The sequence below is a fragment of the Pedobacter sp. GR22-6 genome, assembly GCF_037402555.1.
GTDB lineage: Bacteria > Bacteroidota > Bacteroidia > Sphingobacteriales > Sphingobacteriaceae > Pedobacter.
This window is the reverse complement of record NZ_JBBEUC010000002.1, coordinates 667295-682580: the sequence shown is the minus strand read 5'-3', so window position 1 is coordinate 682580 and position 15286 is coordinate 667295. Positions and strand designations below refer to the sequence as shown.

The following is a 15286-nucleotide window of genomic DNA, read 5'->3' as shown; positions in this document are numbered from 1 at the left end:
ATTTTTATGAGGGAATATGAATTATTTCTTCAAAGCAAGGATAGAAAAATCAGTATCTGCTTTTTTGATGGTATTGCTCAGGCGGCCCAGCCCGGTGATTTCCATTTCTACGATGTCCCCATCCTGCAACCACTGTGGTTTAAAGCCGGGATTATTTAGCAAACCCGTACCGTTCAGTTCCAGGAAGCAACCTGTACCAACGGTTCCCGAGCCGATCACATCTCCGGGCAAAATATCTGCACCATAAGCGCAACGTTCGATGATTTCTGCGAAAGTCCAGTCCATATCGCCCATACTGCCTGCCGAGACTTCCACTCCATTTACCGTACAAGTCATTTTCAAATTATAGTTATTGCCGGTATGCCCTGATTTTGCCGCTACTTTGTAGGGCTCAAGTTCATCTGGTGTGACCAGCCATGGACCGATCACCGTGGAAAAGTCTTTGCCTTTTGCCGGCCCCAGGTTGAGCAGCATCTCCTCCATCTGCAATGTCCTTGCACTCATGTCGTTCATGACCATATAGCCTGCGATATAGCTATCGGCCTCGGCAGCGGTGACATTACGTCCCTTTTTACCGATCACCACTGCTACCTCCAGTTCAAAATCCAGTTTCTGAAAATGATCCGGCATACACTCAATCTCCCCAGGCCCCTGAATGGCGTTGTGATTGGTGAAATAAAATATAGGATATTGGTCGAATTCTGCAATCATGTCAACTTTACGGTTGCGGCGTGCCGCAGCTACATGCTGACGAAAAGCGTAGCCATCGCGGCAGGAAGTTGGATGCGGAACAGGTGCCAGCAACTCATAAAAAGCTTCTTCCTTTGGCTCAAGTTCTCCCGATTTGATCTGGGCATCGATCTTCTTCGCACGTTCCATCAACACCTCACCACCTTGCAGAAAGGCATTCATTTCATCCGGCAATTGCTTGTCGCAGGAATTTAAATTATAAATATGTCCGTTTACAAAAACACCCAGGTGCTCTCTGTCTTCTGTTTTATAGGATACCAGTTTCATATTTTTAGATTTTAAGTAGTCGTGCCAAATCTATATAAAATTACAGCAAACCTCTTCATAAAAAAATTCTGAGCAGAATATTTGATCCATAGTTTGGCTAATGTTAGATATTCTATTTACTTTAGCCCCAGCAAATAAGATGACACATAGCAGTTTCATATACCAGAACCAAATTGCGAGGCAGGCCCTCGCCTCTTTCAGGTATGCCATGCTTTCCAAACTCATCTTTGCCCAATACTCCATATAAGCCTTTCTTTTCCTGATTCGCTTCTTTAAAACGTTTTGTACGTTTTAATCGTTATTATTTATATCATTTTAACCATATATAACCTTAGCTATGCCAATTTACCATACGTTAGGAACTATACCTGCTAAAAGACATACGGTTTTTCGTAAACCGGATGGTAAACTGTATGCGGAAGAGCTGGTTTCTACAGAAGGATTTTCCAGCCTATACTCGCTGGTCTATCACTGTCACCCCCCAACTATTGTTAAATCCCTGGGCGAGCCCTATTCCGTTGAGCCGAAGATCGCCCGTGAGAAACACCTGCGACACACGAGCCTCATCGGATTCAACATCAAGCCGGAGGATGATTACCTGCAGAGCCGTAAAGCTGTACTGGTCAACAATGACCTGCACATCTCACTCGCTGCACCACGTAAGTCCATGACCGACTATTTCTACAAGAACAGTCAGGCTGACGAAGTAATCTTCATCCACCAGGGCAGCGGTACACTCAAGACCGGATTTGGCAAGATCAAATTTGCTTATGGCGATTACCTGGTGATCCCGCGCGGTACCATTTACCAAATGGAATTTGACAATGAAGACAACCGCCTGTTCATCACCGAAAGTTTCAGTCCGATCCGGACGCCCAAGCGTTACAGGAACGCTTTCGGACAACTGGAAGAACATGCGCCCTATTGTGAGCGCGATATCAGAAGGCCGCAGAACCTGGAGACCTTCGATGAATATGGAGACTTCAAGGTGCTGATCAAAAAGCAGGGCATCATGTATCCTTATATATATGCCACCCACCCCTTCGATTTTGTGGGCTGGGACGGCTTCCATTATCCATGGGCATTTTCCATCCATGATTTTGAACCGATCACAGGCAGGCTCCATCAGCCACCCCCGGTACATCAAACTTTCGAAGGCCACAATTTTGTGATCTGTTCCTTCGTACCCCGGAAATACGATTACCATCCTTTGTCTATACCCGCGCCTTACAACCATAGTAATGTAGACAGCGACGAAGTGCTGTACTACGTAGATGGCGATTTCATGAGCCGCAAGAGTGTGGTCAAGGGTCAGATTACATTACACCCGGGAGGTATCCCACATGGACCGCATCCAGGTACTGTAGAGAAATCCATCGGAAAGGAAAGTACTGAAGAACTGGCCGTAATGATCGACCCCTTCCGTCCGCTCATGCTGACCGAAGATGCCATTGCCATAGAAGATGAGAACTACCACAAAAGCTGGCAGGAGAACATCGAGTAAAAAGAACTTATTATTCATAAAATAAATTGAAATGTCAACACAAACATTTGCAGAGAAAATAGCTAAGGCCCAGGATTTCCTTCCCATCAATGGAACAGACTACATTGAGTTCTATGTCGGGAATGCCAAGCAGGCTGCGCATTATTATAAAACAGCTTTCGGCTTTCAGTCTGTGGCTTACGCCGGACCGGAAACGGGTGTACGTGACCGTGCTTCCTATGTATTGCAGCAAGGCAAAATCAGACTCGTACTTACTACAGGTCTGAAATCTGACAGCCTGGTTGCAGAACATGTAAAAAAACACGGCGATGGTGTGAAAGTATTGGCCCTATGGGTAGACGATGCCTACAGCGCCTTTGAAGAAACGACCAAACGTGGTGCGGTGCCCTACCAGGAACCAGTAACCCTTACAGATGAGCATGGCGAAGTACGCATGTCCGGCATTTATACTTATGGAGAAACGGTTCACATGTTCATAGAACGCAAGAACTATAACGGATCTTTCCTGCCAGGTTATCAGGACATGAAAAGCGATTATAACCCGGAAGAAACCGGATTGCTGTACATCGACCATTGCGTAGGTAATGTGGGATGGAACCGCATGAACGATACTGTAAAATGGTATGAAGATGTGATGGGTTTTGTGAACATCCTGTCTTTTGATGACAAACAGATCAACACCGAATATTCGGCGCTGATGAGCAAGGTGATGAGTAATGGAAATGGCTTTTCGAAATTCCCGATCAACCAACCTGCAGAAGGTAAAAAGAAATCGCAGATTGAAGAATACCTGGAATTCTATGAAGGCGAGGGTGTGCAGCACATTGCGGTAGCCACCAAAGATATCCTTCACACCGTAAAAGCCTTAAAAGCCAGGGGAGTAGAGTTTCTAAGCGCACCTCCAGAAGCCTACTACAACATGATGCCGGAGCGTGTAGGCGAGATTGACGAAGAGGTGGCGCAACTGAAAGAACTGGGCATTTTGGTCGACTGCGATGAAGAAGGCTATTTACTCCAGATTTTCACCAAGCCGGTAGAAGACCGTCCGACCTTATTCTTTGAGATCATCCAGCGCAAAGGGGCACAATCCTTTGGTGCAGGAAATTTCAAGGCCTTGTTTGAATCTTTAGAACGCGAACAGGAACTGAGAGGAAACTTATAATTGTAGACTACCCTTTCAAAGGGGTTTGATTAGGGGTATTTACATTATACAATACGTCGCGCAGCGACATTAAAGGGTGAACTGAAACAGCGGTCACCCTTTTTTATTGCCCCTCTTTTAAAAAAAATAATTAATTTCGGACTTTAAGGTCAGCTATCGTGGAATGGAAATCAAGATCATCAGCAGAATAACTCTCTTTTTTATGCGTTTCAGAATGGCTTTCGGGCTATTTCAGAAAAATGATCCCCTTCGTCTTGCTGGCGCTACTGCCTTTTTTGCCAATTTTGCCTTGCCTCCTATTCTATTGATCCTCATTCGACTATTTGGGTTCTTTATGGACCGTAGAATTCTGGCTACCCGGCTTTTCGAAAGGCTGGGAAATATCCTGGACGATGACAGTACCGGTCAGATCAGGCAGACCCTGAGGAACATCCGGGGGATCGATCATCAATGGTATGCTACCCTGATCAGTTTTGTGTTTTTCCTGTTTGTGGCCACTACACTCTTCAATGTGATTAAGAACTCCATGGACCAGATCTGGTCCATCGGAAAAAAAGATCATGTAGGTATTATGTTTACGATGAAACTCCGGGCCAGATCGATGGTAATCATCCTGCTGGCGGGCATTTTGTTTTTATTAGGTTTCGTGACAGATGCGATACAGGCTTTTATAGGCGGCTATATCAATACCGCATCACCAACTTTCGGTAAATTCTTTCTGTCCATCCTCAATCAGTTGCTCTTTGTAGTAATCGTGATGGCCTGGTTTACTGTATTATTCAGATACCTTACCAATGGTCGCCCGAGCTGGATGCTGGCCATGAGGGGCGGTCTGCTCACAGCGGTTTTGTTCACCGTCGGTAAATACATCCTGCGCATTCTTCTTCCGATGAGCGGGATCGGCAACGTATACGGAACATCGGGTTCCATTGTGCTGATCATGCTCTTTGTATTTTATTCATCCTTCATCTTTTATTTCGGTGCCTGCTATGTAAAAGTGTTGAGTGAAGACAAAGACATGCCTATACGTCCCATTAAAGGAGCATATAACTATGAAATTAAAGAAGTAATGAAAGATGTTTAGCAGGCCTGCGCAGTGTTTATTTTTTCGAAGCCCTGCATCTCAAAGACTGCCAGTTTATTCAGCAGGTTGTAATGTAAGGTTCCGAAGAAATTGACGATCCCTTCGTTATTCTTACCTTCAATACAAATACTTTCCTTGACGATCTCTTTGTGTTCAAAATTCTGTTCAGTCAATATCACATCTTCGTCCTGAATTTTTACATCATCAGCAGCGATAGAGAACTGTTTCAGCAGCTCTGAGAAGCTTTGTCCGTTTAGCAATAGTTCTTTGATATTCATACCTGTATAGTTTAGGGTTAGGGAAGAATTGGATATCAATATTAAGGCCAAAAAGAAAGGGTAAACACTTAATGTTTACCCTTTTATCAAAAATGTGGATAACTCGCTTTTCTGCTAGAACAGACGGTAAGCCAGACCAAGTGTAAACAAACTCAATTTTTGTCCATCATAGTTGTCTTTGCCTATTTTAGATAATCCCTGTTCGTATCTGAGGTCGATACCCAATTTGGAGATATCCAGACCTGCACCGAACTGCCATGCGATATTCTGCCCCTTAAAATTTCCGTTAAATACGTTACCTGCAGCATCTGAAAAAGACTGGTCATCGCTCAGGATAAAAGAAACTACCGGACCTGTGTTCAGACGAACACCTATCCCTGCAGCACCTATTTTGGTACCCACCAATACAGGCACATCCAGACTGGTGAACTTCACATCATTTTCCTGCCCGGCGTCATTCTTCAGGGTGGTGTTTTTACCACTCAGGTATAGTTCAGGCTGCAAATGGATTCCTGCGGCACCAATGCGTGCCCATAGTCCGGCATAGTATCCAGCCCTGTTGTCGCTGCTCAGAGTATTCTCTTTGCTTAATTTAGACAAGTTGGTTCCTCCTTTCAGACCGAACTGAAAACTTGGCAATACCTGGCTGAAAGCAGCAAGATTAAAGCAAATGAATAATGCCGACAAAATGATTTTTTTCATAATACAATGATTAGTGTGATATTAAATTATCTATGTAAAACTAAGTATATTTTTAATTCAAAACTAAATTACGTAGTTTTATAATAATAACACGCAACCCGAGCATTGGATTTAAATTTTAATATTTATTCTCTCTTTTTAATCTTCTTCGGTTTAATTACCATCATTTTATCTTGTTACATCTATAAAAAAGAAAGCGGTGCTGTCCGTTTTTTTGGATTCATGATGTTCTCCAACTCCATATGGTCGATCGGTTATGGCTTTGAACTGGCCTGTACGCAACTAAAGGATGCGGTCATCTTCAACAATATAGAGTATATCGGCATTGCATATATGCCCCTTCACTGGATATTGTTTTGCACAAGGCTCACCGGAGTTGAACTCCTGAAGAAAAGCAGGGCCAGTTTTGCACTGCTTGCTTCCTTTTCAACAATCGTATTGTTGCTGGTTTGGACCAATCCGCTGCACCATTTTTATTTCAGTAATTTCTCCATGGAACACGGCGAAAAAATTACGCTTTTGAACTTAAACATGGGCCCCGGTTATTGGATCTTTACTTTCTATTTTTATGGTGTGCTTGCTTATGGTTGTTACTTACTGCTTACCAAGTTCCGAAAATCAGATCCTCTATATAAAAATCAGCACTACAGCATCGTAATTGCATTGAGCATTCCGCTATTTGCCAACATACTGTACATGATCGGCATCCGGCCATTCGGAAACCTGGACCTCACACCCTTTGCTTTTACGGCATCTGTGCTGCTCATAACAGCAGGCATCTACCGCTTTAAGCTGTTTGACATCGTACCGGTGGCGCGTGAACGTGTGCTGGAACTGGTAGAAGACGGCTTTGTGATCCTGGATCATAAGAAGCGGATCATCGATTACAATAAGGTTTTCGGAAAGTACCTGGAGGATTTTGCACGGCAGCAAATCGCAGGGAGCTTCATTTCTGAAGTATTGCCGGGTCAAACAGTTCTTTTTGATTTTCTGGAGCACCGCCAATCGGGAATACTGGAACTCAATTTGACAAAAGGCCAGGAGTCACTGGATGTAGAGGCTGATGTCCGCTACCTCAACGAGCACCAGACGGGACACGATGTCATCATCATCAAGTTCCGGGACCTCACCCCTATGAAGGAGGAAGCGTTAAAAATTCGTCTGCAGGCCATAGAACTCCAAAAGCTCAACCAATTGAAAGACCGGATTTTTTCCATCATTTCTCATGACCTGAGGGGGCCATTGGTCAACCTTTCCGAGGTGCTGAAGATGATCAACAACAATGAGATGTCGGCAGAAGAGTTCAAATTGCTCTCTCCTACCCTCAATAAAGACATCATCTATACCACCGATCTACTGGAAAATATACTCCACTGGTCCAGAAGTCAGCTGGAAGGATATGGCATCCGAAAAGAATTCTTTGACCTGAAAGCCGTGGTGGTCAACGAAGTGAGCTATCATGCTGCCGCCGCCACTGCAAAAAAGATAGAGATCATACAGGATGTTTTTCCAGGGGCACAGGTCTATGCAGATGTCCTGATGATCCAGATTGTCATCCGAAATTTATTGAGCAACGCGATTAAGTTTTGTCATGAAAATTCAGTAATCCAACTCAGTTCCGTATTTACAAAAGATAATTTCATGCAGTTGCACATACGGGACACGGGTATCGGGATCTCGAAGGAAGTCCTGGACAAACTTTTTAGCGGGGAAAACTATTCCAGTCGCGGTACCATGAACGAAAAGGGAACAGGACTAGGCCTGGTTGTCTGTAAAGAATTCATCGAAAAAAATGGGGGTAAAATGAGGGTCGAGAGTGAACCTGGAAAAGGCTCCAGTTTTTACATCGACATACCCGTTGCATAAAAAAGCCACCTTATTTACATAAGGCGACCTGAGTTCTGACATTTCAGGATCAATTGCCTGTAACTTCGTTGATCGCTTGTTGTTCTTTTAGCGCGTCTACATTATTCTTATTCCCAAAATTCTGGGTTTTCTCCGCAAAATAATCAAGAATGCTTACAATGGTATCCAGGTTGTCTGCTACCCTTTGGTGCATGTCCGGAAGGTCCTTTTCTAACTTTTTATCACCCAATTCTATATTGTCCACTTCGATCTTTCCGATCTTCTGGATGATGGCTTGCTGGCTATGTTGAAGGTCTTCCAATTCCCTTACGATCTTCTGCATCAATTCGAACTTTTTTAACGTATCCATATGCTTACTGAATTTAGATTAATATTCTGTTTTCTATTTTAATGAACCAATTACCCTGCCAATATGTTTGATTTAAGATTTGTTATCTGGATTATTAGCCTTATACTCGTAATTCAATTGTTTATTCAGCCTTGCTATTTTATGAAGAAGTTGCTTTTATTTTTCCTGTTGTTCAGCCCGTTCCAGTTTGGTTTTGCTCAGAATGCGACGCAGGGTGACTTACCAAAACTGGCCTATGAGAACCTGCGTACAGGTAAATTGATTGAAGCAGAACAACAATACGCAAAACTTTATGCCGCCGATTCCGGCAATGTAGATCTGATGCTGCAGCTTGCCGAAATCAGCAGCAGACGGGGTAACCAAAGACAGGCACGCAGTTATTACCTTTCAGTGCTCAATAAAGACAGCAGCAATTTCATTGCCCATAAACAACTCGCGCTTTTAGCCAAAAGCAGGGCAGGAATTCCCAATATGGAGCTGCTGAAAAAAGCCAATCAACTGAACCCTGGAGATGCTGATGTGGTTGTAGAATTGTGTCAGCTCTATTTCAAATCGAACGCTTTCGCGACGGCAGAAAAACTATTGGAGCCCGCATTAAAGGCAGATACCGCCAACCTGCGCCTTTTGGAAATGAAAATGCCTATAGGTGTTGCGGCGAAGCGTTACAAAGAAGTGATCGCCACAGGAAATCAACTGCTGGCGGCTGGCGATAGTGCTACAGTGGTACTCAACAATCTGGGAAAATCTTATTTCATGATACTCGACTACAAAAATGCACTGAAAAATTTCCTGGACATTAGAGATACCCTGGACAAAGAAATCCTCTTCCAGCAGATCGCAGCAACCTACAGGGGCTTAAAAGACTACAAGAATGCGATCGGCGCCCTCCAGGCTGCTATAAAAGCCAGTGTATCTACCAGGACGGCCACTTATTACGGACAACTGGGTGATTCTTATGAAATGAGCGGAAAGAATGAAGAGGCCAATGCAGCTTATAAGAAAGGGCTTCAGTTTGAAAACAATGGAACCCTGTATTACAATATCGCCCTGCTTTACGAGACCAAGCTCAATGATAAAAAGAATGCAGCCAGCTATTATGAACAATACCTGGGCACACTCAATGAAAAAACCCAGGGCAGACAGATCATCTTCATCAAAAGAAAGATCGAGGAACTGAAAAAATAATTATCTGCGCGTAAGACGGGCCACGTATTTACCGATGATGTCGAATTCGATATTCACATGATCACCTTCCTGCACTTCCTGCAAATTGGTGTGTTCAAAGGTATATGGAATGATGAAGACTGAAAACTCATCGTCCGCAGATCCAACCACCGTCAGGCTGATCCCGTTAACGCAAACCGAGCCCTTCTCCACGGTGACATTTCCTGCAGAAGCATCGTATCTGAACCTGTACTCCCAGCTGCCATCCAGCTCGGCACGCTTCACGCATACTGCAGTCTGATCCACATGGCCTTGTACAATGTGACCGTCCAGTCGGCCATTCATCTGCATACAACGCTCCAGGTTCACCTTACTGCCTTCAAAAAGCGAAGCCAGATTGGTCTTTTGCAGGGTTTCATCTATAGCAGTCACGGTATGGCTTTCGGCATCCAGGGCCACCACAGTAAGGCATACCCCGTTGTGTGCCACACTTTGGTCGATCTTCAGTTCATGACTAATGGCCGATTGTATCGTATAATGACGGTTGCTGCCTTCTTTACTGATCCGGGTTACTTCACCCAATGTTTCTATAATGCCTGTAAACATATTTACGAGTTAAACTTAATTCTATTTTTTCTCCACACACCTGAGGCCGGCGTGGTTGCGCTTGCTGTTTTCGCCACAGTCTTCTTCTTAAACGACTGCACTGCAAATATTGCGGCGAGCATCGCTTCATCCTCTGCCTCCGCCTTCAGACTGTCCGAACTAAAAAAGTTTCCGACAAAATGCGTATCAAAGCTACCCGTCCTGAAGGCAGGATGCTGCATCACAAATTTCCCAAAGTTTAAAGTAGTTTTTATACCGGTAATGTCATATTCATCTATGGCACGGATCATCCGTTCAATAGCTTCTGCCCGGTCGCCGCCGTAGGTGATCAGTTTAGCGATCATCGGGTCATAGTAAATGGGAATTTCCATACCCTGTTCAAAACCATCATCTACCCTTACGCCATTACCTTTCGGTGTCCTGTAGGTTTGCAACAGGCCAATATCAGGCAGGAAATTATTTTCCGGATCTTCGGCGTATACCCTCAGCTCAATGGCATGTCCCCTGATCTCCAGATCCGATTGCCCATAGGACAAGGCTTCTCCCCTGGCAATCCTGATCTGTTCCTTCACCAGGTCCAAGCCGGTAATCAGCTCAGTAACCGGATGCTCCACCTGCAGACGGGTGTTCATCTCCAGGAAAAAGAAATCCAGGTTTTCATCCAGGATAAATTCTACAGTACCTGCCCCCGTGTAATCTACAGCACGGGCAACATCCACAGCACAGGCTCCCATACGCAGCCTGATCTCTTCTGTAAGCACACTGGAGGGCGCTTCTTCAATCACCTTCTGGTGACGGCGCTGAATGGAGCATTCCCTTTCAAACAGGTGAACAATATTGCCATGCGTATCGCCGAGTACCTGGATTTCAATATGACGTGGGGAAGAAACGTATCGCTCTATAAATACAGAGCCATCACCAAAGGCAGATTTAGCTTCACTTACAGCCAATTGCATCTGTTCTTCAAAATCCTCTGCTTTGTCGACGATCCGCATCCCTTTGCCCCCACCTCCCGCAGCAGCCTTGATCAAGATGGGAAATCCAACTTCTACCGCACGCAGTTTGGCTTCCGGCAGATCGGTAATGGCTTCTTCCGTACCCGGTACCATCGGAATGTTGTATTTCAGCGCAGCAGCCTTGGCCGAAAGTTTATTGCCCATGATTTCCATCGCCTCAGGGCTGGGTCCAATTAAAATCAAGCCGGCATCTCTTACCAATCTGGCAAATGCTGCATTCTCCGATAAAAACCCGTAGCCTGGATGGATCGCTTCCGCCCCGGTCAGTTTACAGGCTTCAATGATCTTTTCGCCCACAAGGTAAGACTGACTGGATGCCGCCGGACCGATACAGACTGCTTCATCGGCATACCGCACATGCAGGGCATCTCGGTCGGCCTCGGAATACACCGCAACGGTTTTGATACCCATTTCACGCGCCGAGCGCATAATACGCAGCGCAATTTCACCACGATTGGCAATCAATATCTTATTCATACTGGAATGATTTAATCGTTTCTATCGTTCTGTCGATCATTTCCGCCGACAGATCCAGGTGAGTAACCATGCGGATCGCATCCGGTCCCATCATGCTGCAAAGAATCCCTTTATCGGCAAATTGCTGAACAAATGCTGCTGGCTTCAGACCTTCCACAACTTTGAAAATCACAATATTTGTTTCTACCGGCAATATGGAAGCCACGTAGTTTTGTTCCGACAAAGCCATAGCCAGTGCAGCTGCATGCTGATGATCTGTGGCCAGACGGCCGATATGATGATCCAGCGCATATATCCCCGCTGCCGCGAGGAAACCTGCCTGCCGCATTCCACCGCCAAAAGCTTTTCTGATCTTTGTTGCTTTCCTGATCATCTCCTTTGAGCCCAGCAATACAGAACCCACGGGAGCCCCAAGTCCTTTAGACAAGCAGATCGAGATGCCATCAAAGTATTTCCCATAGTGCTTCGCCTGGTCGCCTGTAGCCACAAGTGCATTAAAAAGCCTTGCTCCGTCCAGATGAAGTTTTATCCCTTTAATGTTACACAAAGTATGAATGGGTTCTATTTGCGGCAAACGATAACAGGCTCCACCGCCTTTATTGACTGTATTTTCGAGCACAACGAGACTGGTGTTCGGGTAATGGATGTTCTCTTCATTGATTTCAGGCTCGATCAGTTCCGGGCTCAGGATTCCCCTTTCTGCATGCAAAAGCCGGACCGATGCACCAGAGTGAAAGGCAATACCACCACCTTCGTAACGGTATACATGCGCAGTCTGATCACAGATCACCTCGTCCATCGGCTGAGTAAAACACTTGATAGCGAGCTGATTGGTCATGGTTCCGGAAGGACAGAACAATCCTGCTTCCATGCCCAGCATGGCAGCCAGTTTACGCTGCAGCTCATTTACTGTTTCATCTTCCCCAAAAACATCATCGCCAACCCGCGCAGACATCATGGCATCTAGCATGCCGGCTGTGGGTTTTGTTAGGGTATCACTTCTTAAGTCAATTTTCATGTATCAATTTTAAGGAGCCAAAAGCATTATTTTTTCGCTTAAAAACATCGTTGTTGCGAATATAATCGATAGCTTTCAAAAGCTCGTATTTTAAAATTTGGATTTTAAAATAACAAGCGTATTTTAGCTTAGTGTTTTTTTAACAATATGGTAACCTAAAAATCACGAGCAAAACCTTAAAAAACACTGTTTTTGAAGTAATAAAGGCAGAAAATCGAAAATCAACCAAAATAGAAAATTAAAATTTATGAAAAGAAACCATACAAAAGAGTTAGGATTATTTACTTTTATCCCGAAAAAAACAAATTAAGATGATAGTTATTGCAGATGGTGGTTCAACCAAAACCAATTGGTGTTTAATTAATGAAGCTGGCAGAAAAATTCTGTTTAACACAGAAGGATACAACCCTTATTTCTCGAGCACAGAATACATTATTGAATCTCTGAACAAATCCCTTCCGGATTTCCTGGAGACCGAAAAACTAACAGAAGTAAACTATTATGGCGCAGGCTGTTCTACAGATGCTAAACGCAAAGTAGTAGCTGACGCAATGAAACAGGTATTCCCTAATGCCGAAATCAATATCGGACACGATTTACTGGCTTCATGCCGTGCATTGTTGGGTGACGAACCTGGCTTCGCAGCAATTCTGGGTACTGGTACCAATAGCTGCCTGTACGACGGAAACGACATTACCCTGAACATTGACTCTCTGGGCTATTTCCTGGGAGACGAAGGAAGCGGATGTTTCATCGGTAAACGCATTCTATCTGACTACATGAAAGGTTATATGCCTAAAGGATTGAGAGAAAGCTTTTACGATAACTTCGCACTGACCAACGAAGATATTTTCGATCACATTTACAATAAACCATTGCCTAACCGTTTCTGCGCCGGTTTCAGTAAGTTTCTGTACGACTTCAAAGACAACTACGAAGATTATACATTCGCGACTGTAGAGTATGCATTTACAGCATTTTTCGAAAACCTGGTGGTGCATTATCCAAACTACAAAGATTACAAATTAAACTGCGTAGGATCTGTAGGATACAGCTTCAGGGACATCCTGAGTGTAGTGGCCGACAGGTACGAAATGGGTATCGGAAAAATCATCCGCTCACCTATAGATGACCTGGTAGAATACCACCTGCATACCGCAAAAAAAGCATAAGGAGGTATACCTAATAAAAAAATCCCCGGAGCAAAAAGCTCCGGGGATTTTTTTTGAATGGGCAGATCCGGGATTTAAAAAGAAATCTCCTTGCCAAACAGTTTGGCATATTTCCGTCTGTCGAACTTATACAACGTTGCAGCCCTAAAGGATACCCCCTGTTGCTTTTCTTCCAGGTCTTTCAGCACGCCAAAGCTCAGCATTTTCTTCCTGAAATTTCTTTTGTCCAGTTTCTTGCTCAGGATGACCTCATAGACATTCTGAAGCTGGGTAAGTGTAAACTTCTCCGGCAACAATTCAAACGCGATCGGCTGGTGCTTGATCCGCCTTTTGATTTTTTCCAGACCTTTTTCAAAGATCTGCTGATGGTCAAATGCCAGTTTAGGCAATTCCTTCACATTGATCCAATGGGCTTGTTTAGCATAGGTGCTTAGCGGTTTGAGTGCTTTATCTCCGCCCAACCTCAGCAGCGCATAATACGCAATACTCACGACCCTTCCCTGAGGGTGCCTGTTCACATCACCAAAGGTGTAATATTGTTCCATGTAAATATTGGTCAGACCCGTGAGTTCATTCAGGATCCTGGAAGCCGATTGATCCAGACTTTCGTTTTCTTCAACGATATTACCAGGCAGGGCCCACCAATCCTTAAAAGGTTCCTCGTTCCTTTCGATCAGAAGAATTTTCAATTCTCCCTCATCGAAACCGAACACCACACAATCAATCGAGAAAGTGGAATTAAACTTTGGTAAGACTTCTTTCAAAATATTAATTTTATAAATATTAAAGCAAATAAATATACTTGTTTCCTAATAACATAGAAAAATAAAAAATAAATTACTTAGTGTAAATAATACACCTTATATTCGTATAAATAAATCATGAAACCAAATATCAAAAATATAGCTGTATTAACATCAGGCGGAGATGCTCCCGGAATGAATGCCTGCATCAGAGCAGTAGTACGTACCGGTATTTACAATGGTATAAATATGTTTGGAGTTTTGCAAGGATATCAGGGATTAATTAATAACAACATTAATCCGATGGATGCAAGATCTGTAAGCAACATCATTCACCTGGGTGGTACAGTTCTAAAAACAGCACGTTGTCTTGAGTTCAAGACAGAGGAAGGACAAGAAATTGCCTTTCAGAATTTACAATCGAGAGGTATTGACGGCCTTGTGGTCATTGGTGGCGACGGAACATTTACTGGTGCGCAACGCTTTGGAAAAAAGTATGGCGTACGTGTAATGGGTGTACCGGGAACCATCGACAATGATTTGTACGGTTCTGACTTTACTTTGGGTTATGATACGGCCATCAATACGGTCATCGAAGCCATCGACAAGATCAGGGACACCGCAGACTCACATGACCGCTTATTTTTTATTGAAGTAATGGGACGCGATTCCGGGTGTATTGCATTGAGAAGTGCAATCTCCAGCGGAGCAGAAGCCGTATTGTTGCCGGAAAAGGAAACCAGCCTGGACGAACTGATCACTCAATTGGAAGCAGGTGCTTCTACTAAGAAATCATCCAGTATCGTAATTGTTTCTGAGGGACACAAACAAGGCGGCGCCTACGACATCGCAAAAAAAGTTAAAGAGCGTTTTAACCATTATGATACAAAAGTAACTATCTTAGGCCACCTTCAGCGCGGGGGCAGTCCAAGCAGCTTCGACAGGATACTGGCAAGCAGGTTGGGATTTGCAGCTGTAAATGAACTTTTGAGAGGAAATACCATGCAAATGGTAGGATTAAGGGGTAACGATATCGTCACTACAGACATTGAAGAAGCCCTGACCAAACACTCGTTCAAGTTGGAGAGCGACTTATTGGAGATGACAAAAGTATTATCTATATAACGT

The 15286-nt window shown here is 44.1% G+C and carries 15 protein-coding genes; 7 read left to right on the top strand and 8 right to left on the bottom strand.

Annotated features, from left to right (window positions below):
* Positions 1-21: 21 nt before the first annotated feature.
* Positions 22-1017, bottom strand: a complete 996-nt coding sequence (locus WAE59_RS10420) for a fumarylacetoacetate hydrolase family protein (protein WP_337855896.1) — start codon at positions 1015-1017, stop codon at positions 22-24.
* Positions 1018-1354: 337 nt separating this feature from the next.
* Between WAE59_RS10420 and WAE59_RS10415 the strand changes: the two genes are divergently transcribed.
* The 3 genes from WAE59_RS10415 (at position 1355) to WAE59_RS10405 (ending at position 4767) form a co-directional block, all read left to right on the top strand.
* Positions 1355-2521: a homogentisate 1,2-dioxygenase gene (locus WAE59_RS10415; protein ID WP_337855895.1), complete on the top strand. Its 1167-nt coding sequence runs from the start codon at positions 1355-1357 to the stop codon at positions 2519-2521.
* Between the two features lie 31 nt (positions 2522-2552).
* A complete protein-coding gene (gene hppD / locus WAE59_RS10410) occupies positions 2553-3683 on the top strand; it encodes a 4-hydroxyphenylpyruvate dioxygenase (protein WP_337855894.1) in 1131 nt (376 codons plus the stop codon).
* 163 nt (positions 3684-3846) lie between these two features.
* Positions 3847-4767 (top strand): YihY/virulence factor BrkB family protein, encoded by a 921-nt coding sequence (locus tag WAE59_RS10405; RefSeq protein WP_337855893.1) that lies wholly within the window; start codon positions 3847-3849, stop codon positions 4765-4767.
* Here the strand turns inward: WAE59_RS10405 and WAE59_RS10400 are convergent.
* The gene (locus tag WAE59_RS10400) at positions 4764-5045 is read right to left on the bottom strand and encodes a hypothetical protein (RefSeq protein WP_337855892.1); all 282 of its coding nucleotides are present in this window, start codon (positions 5043-5045) and stop codon (positions 4764-4766) included. The genes WAE59_RS10405 and WAE59_RS10400 overlap by 4 nt on opposite strands.
* Positions 5046-5159: 114 nt before the next feature.
* Positions 5160-5747, bottom strand: coding sequence for a porin family protein (locus WAE59_RS10395; protein WP_337855891.1), 588 nt, complete (start codon positions 5745-5747; stop codon positions 5160-5162).
* A gap of 105 nt (positions 5748-5852) precedes the next feature.
* On the opposite strand from WAE59_RS10395, the gene WAE59_RS10390 reads away from it, so the two are divergent.
* Entirely contained in the window at positions 5853-7613 is a 1761-nt protein-coding gene (locus WAE59_RS10390; RefSeq protein ID WP_337855890.1) for a sensor histidine kinase, read from the top strand.
* 49 nt (positions 7614-7662) lie between these two features.
* On the opposite strand, the gene WAE59_RS10385 is transcribed toward WAE59_RS10390, so the two are convergent.
* The gene (locus tag WAE59_RS10385) at positions 7663-7962 is read right to left on the bottom strand and encodes a hypothetical protein (RefSeq protein ID WP_337855889.1); all 300 of its coding nucleotides are present in this window, start codon (positions 7960-7962) and stop codon (positions 7663-7665) included.
* Positions 7963-8103: 141 nt separating this feature from the next.
* Between WAE59_RS10385 and WAE59_RS10380 the strand changes: the two genes are divergently transcribed.
* On the top strand, positions 8104-9147 hold the full coding sequence (locus WAE59_RS10380) for a tetratricopeptide repeat protein (protein WP_337855888.1): 1044 nt from the start codon (positions 8104-8106) through the stop codon (positions 9145-9147).
* Here WAE59_RS10380 and WAE59_RS10375 read toward each other — a convergent pair whose 3' ends face one another.
* The 3 genes from WAE59_RS10375 to WAE59_RS10365 are packed head-to-tail and all read right to left on the bottom strand — an operon-like array spanning position 9148 to position 12243.
* A complete protein-coding gene (locus WAE59_RS10375) occupies positions 9148-9732 on the bottom strand; it encodes a riboflavin synthase (RefSeq protein ID WP_337855887.1) in 585 nt (194 codons plus the stop codon).
* Between the two features lie 2 nt (positions 9733-9734).
* Positions 9735-11225 carry an acetyl-CoA carboxylase biotin carboxylase subunit gene (gene accC / locus WAE59_RS10370; RefSeq protein ID WP_337855886.1) on the bottom strand — a complete coding sequence of 497 codons (1491 nt, stop codon included), beginning with the start codon at positions 11223-11225 and terminating at the stop codon, positions 9735-9737.
* Positions 11218-12243, bottom strand: coding sequence for a threonine aldolase family protein (locus WAE59_RS10365; protein WP_337855885.1), 1026 nt, complete (start codon positions 12241-12243; stop codon positions 11218-11220). Before WAE59_RS10365 ends, accC begins: the two co-directional genes overlap by 8 nt.
* 311 nt (positions 12244-12554) lie before the next feature.
* Between WAE59_RS10365 and WAE59_RS10360 the strand changes: the two genes are divergently transcribed.
* Positions 12555-13415, top strand: coding sequence for an N-acetylglucosamine kinase (locus WAE59_RS10360; protein ID WP_337855884.1), 861 nt, complete (start codon positions 12555-12557; stop codon positions 13413-13415).
* A gap of 74 nt (positions 13416-13489) precedes the next feature.
* On the opposite strand, the gene WAE59_RS10355 is transcribed toward WAE59_RS10360, so the two are convergent.
* Complete coding sequence (locus tag WAE59_RS10355; protein WP_337855883.1) at positions 13490-14179, bottom strand: NUDIX hydrolase; 690 nt, start codon at positions 14177-14179, stop codon at positions 13490-13492.
* Positions 14180-14296: 117 nt separating this feature from the next.
* Here WAE59_RS10355 and pfkA point away from each other — a divergent pair, with 117 nt between their 5' ends.
* Complete coding sequence (pfkA, locus tag WAE59_RS10350) at positions 14297-15283, top strand: 6-phosphofructokinase (RefSeq protein ID WP_337855882.1); 987 nt, start codon at positions 14297-14299, stop codon at positions 15281-15283.
* Positions 15284-15286 lie beyond the last annotated feature (3 nt).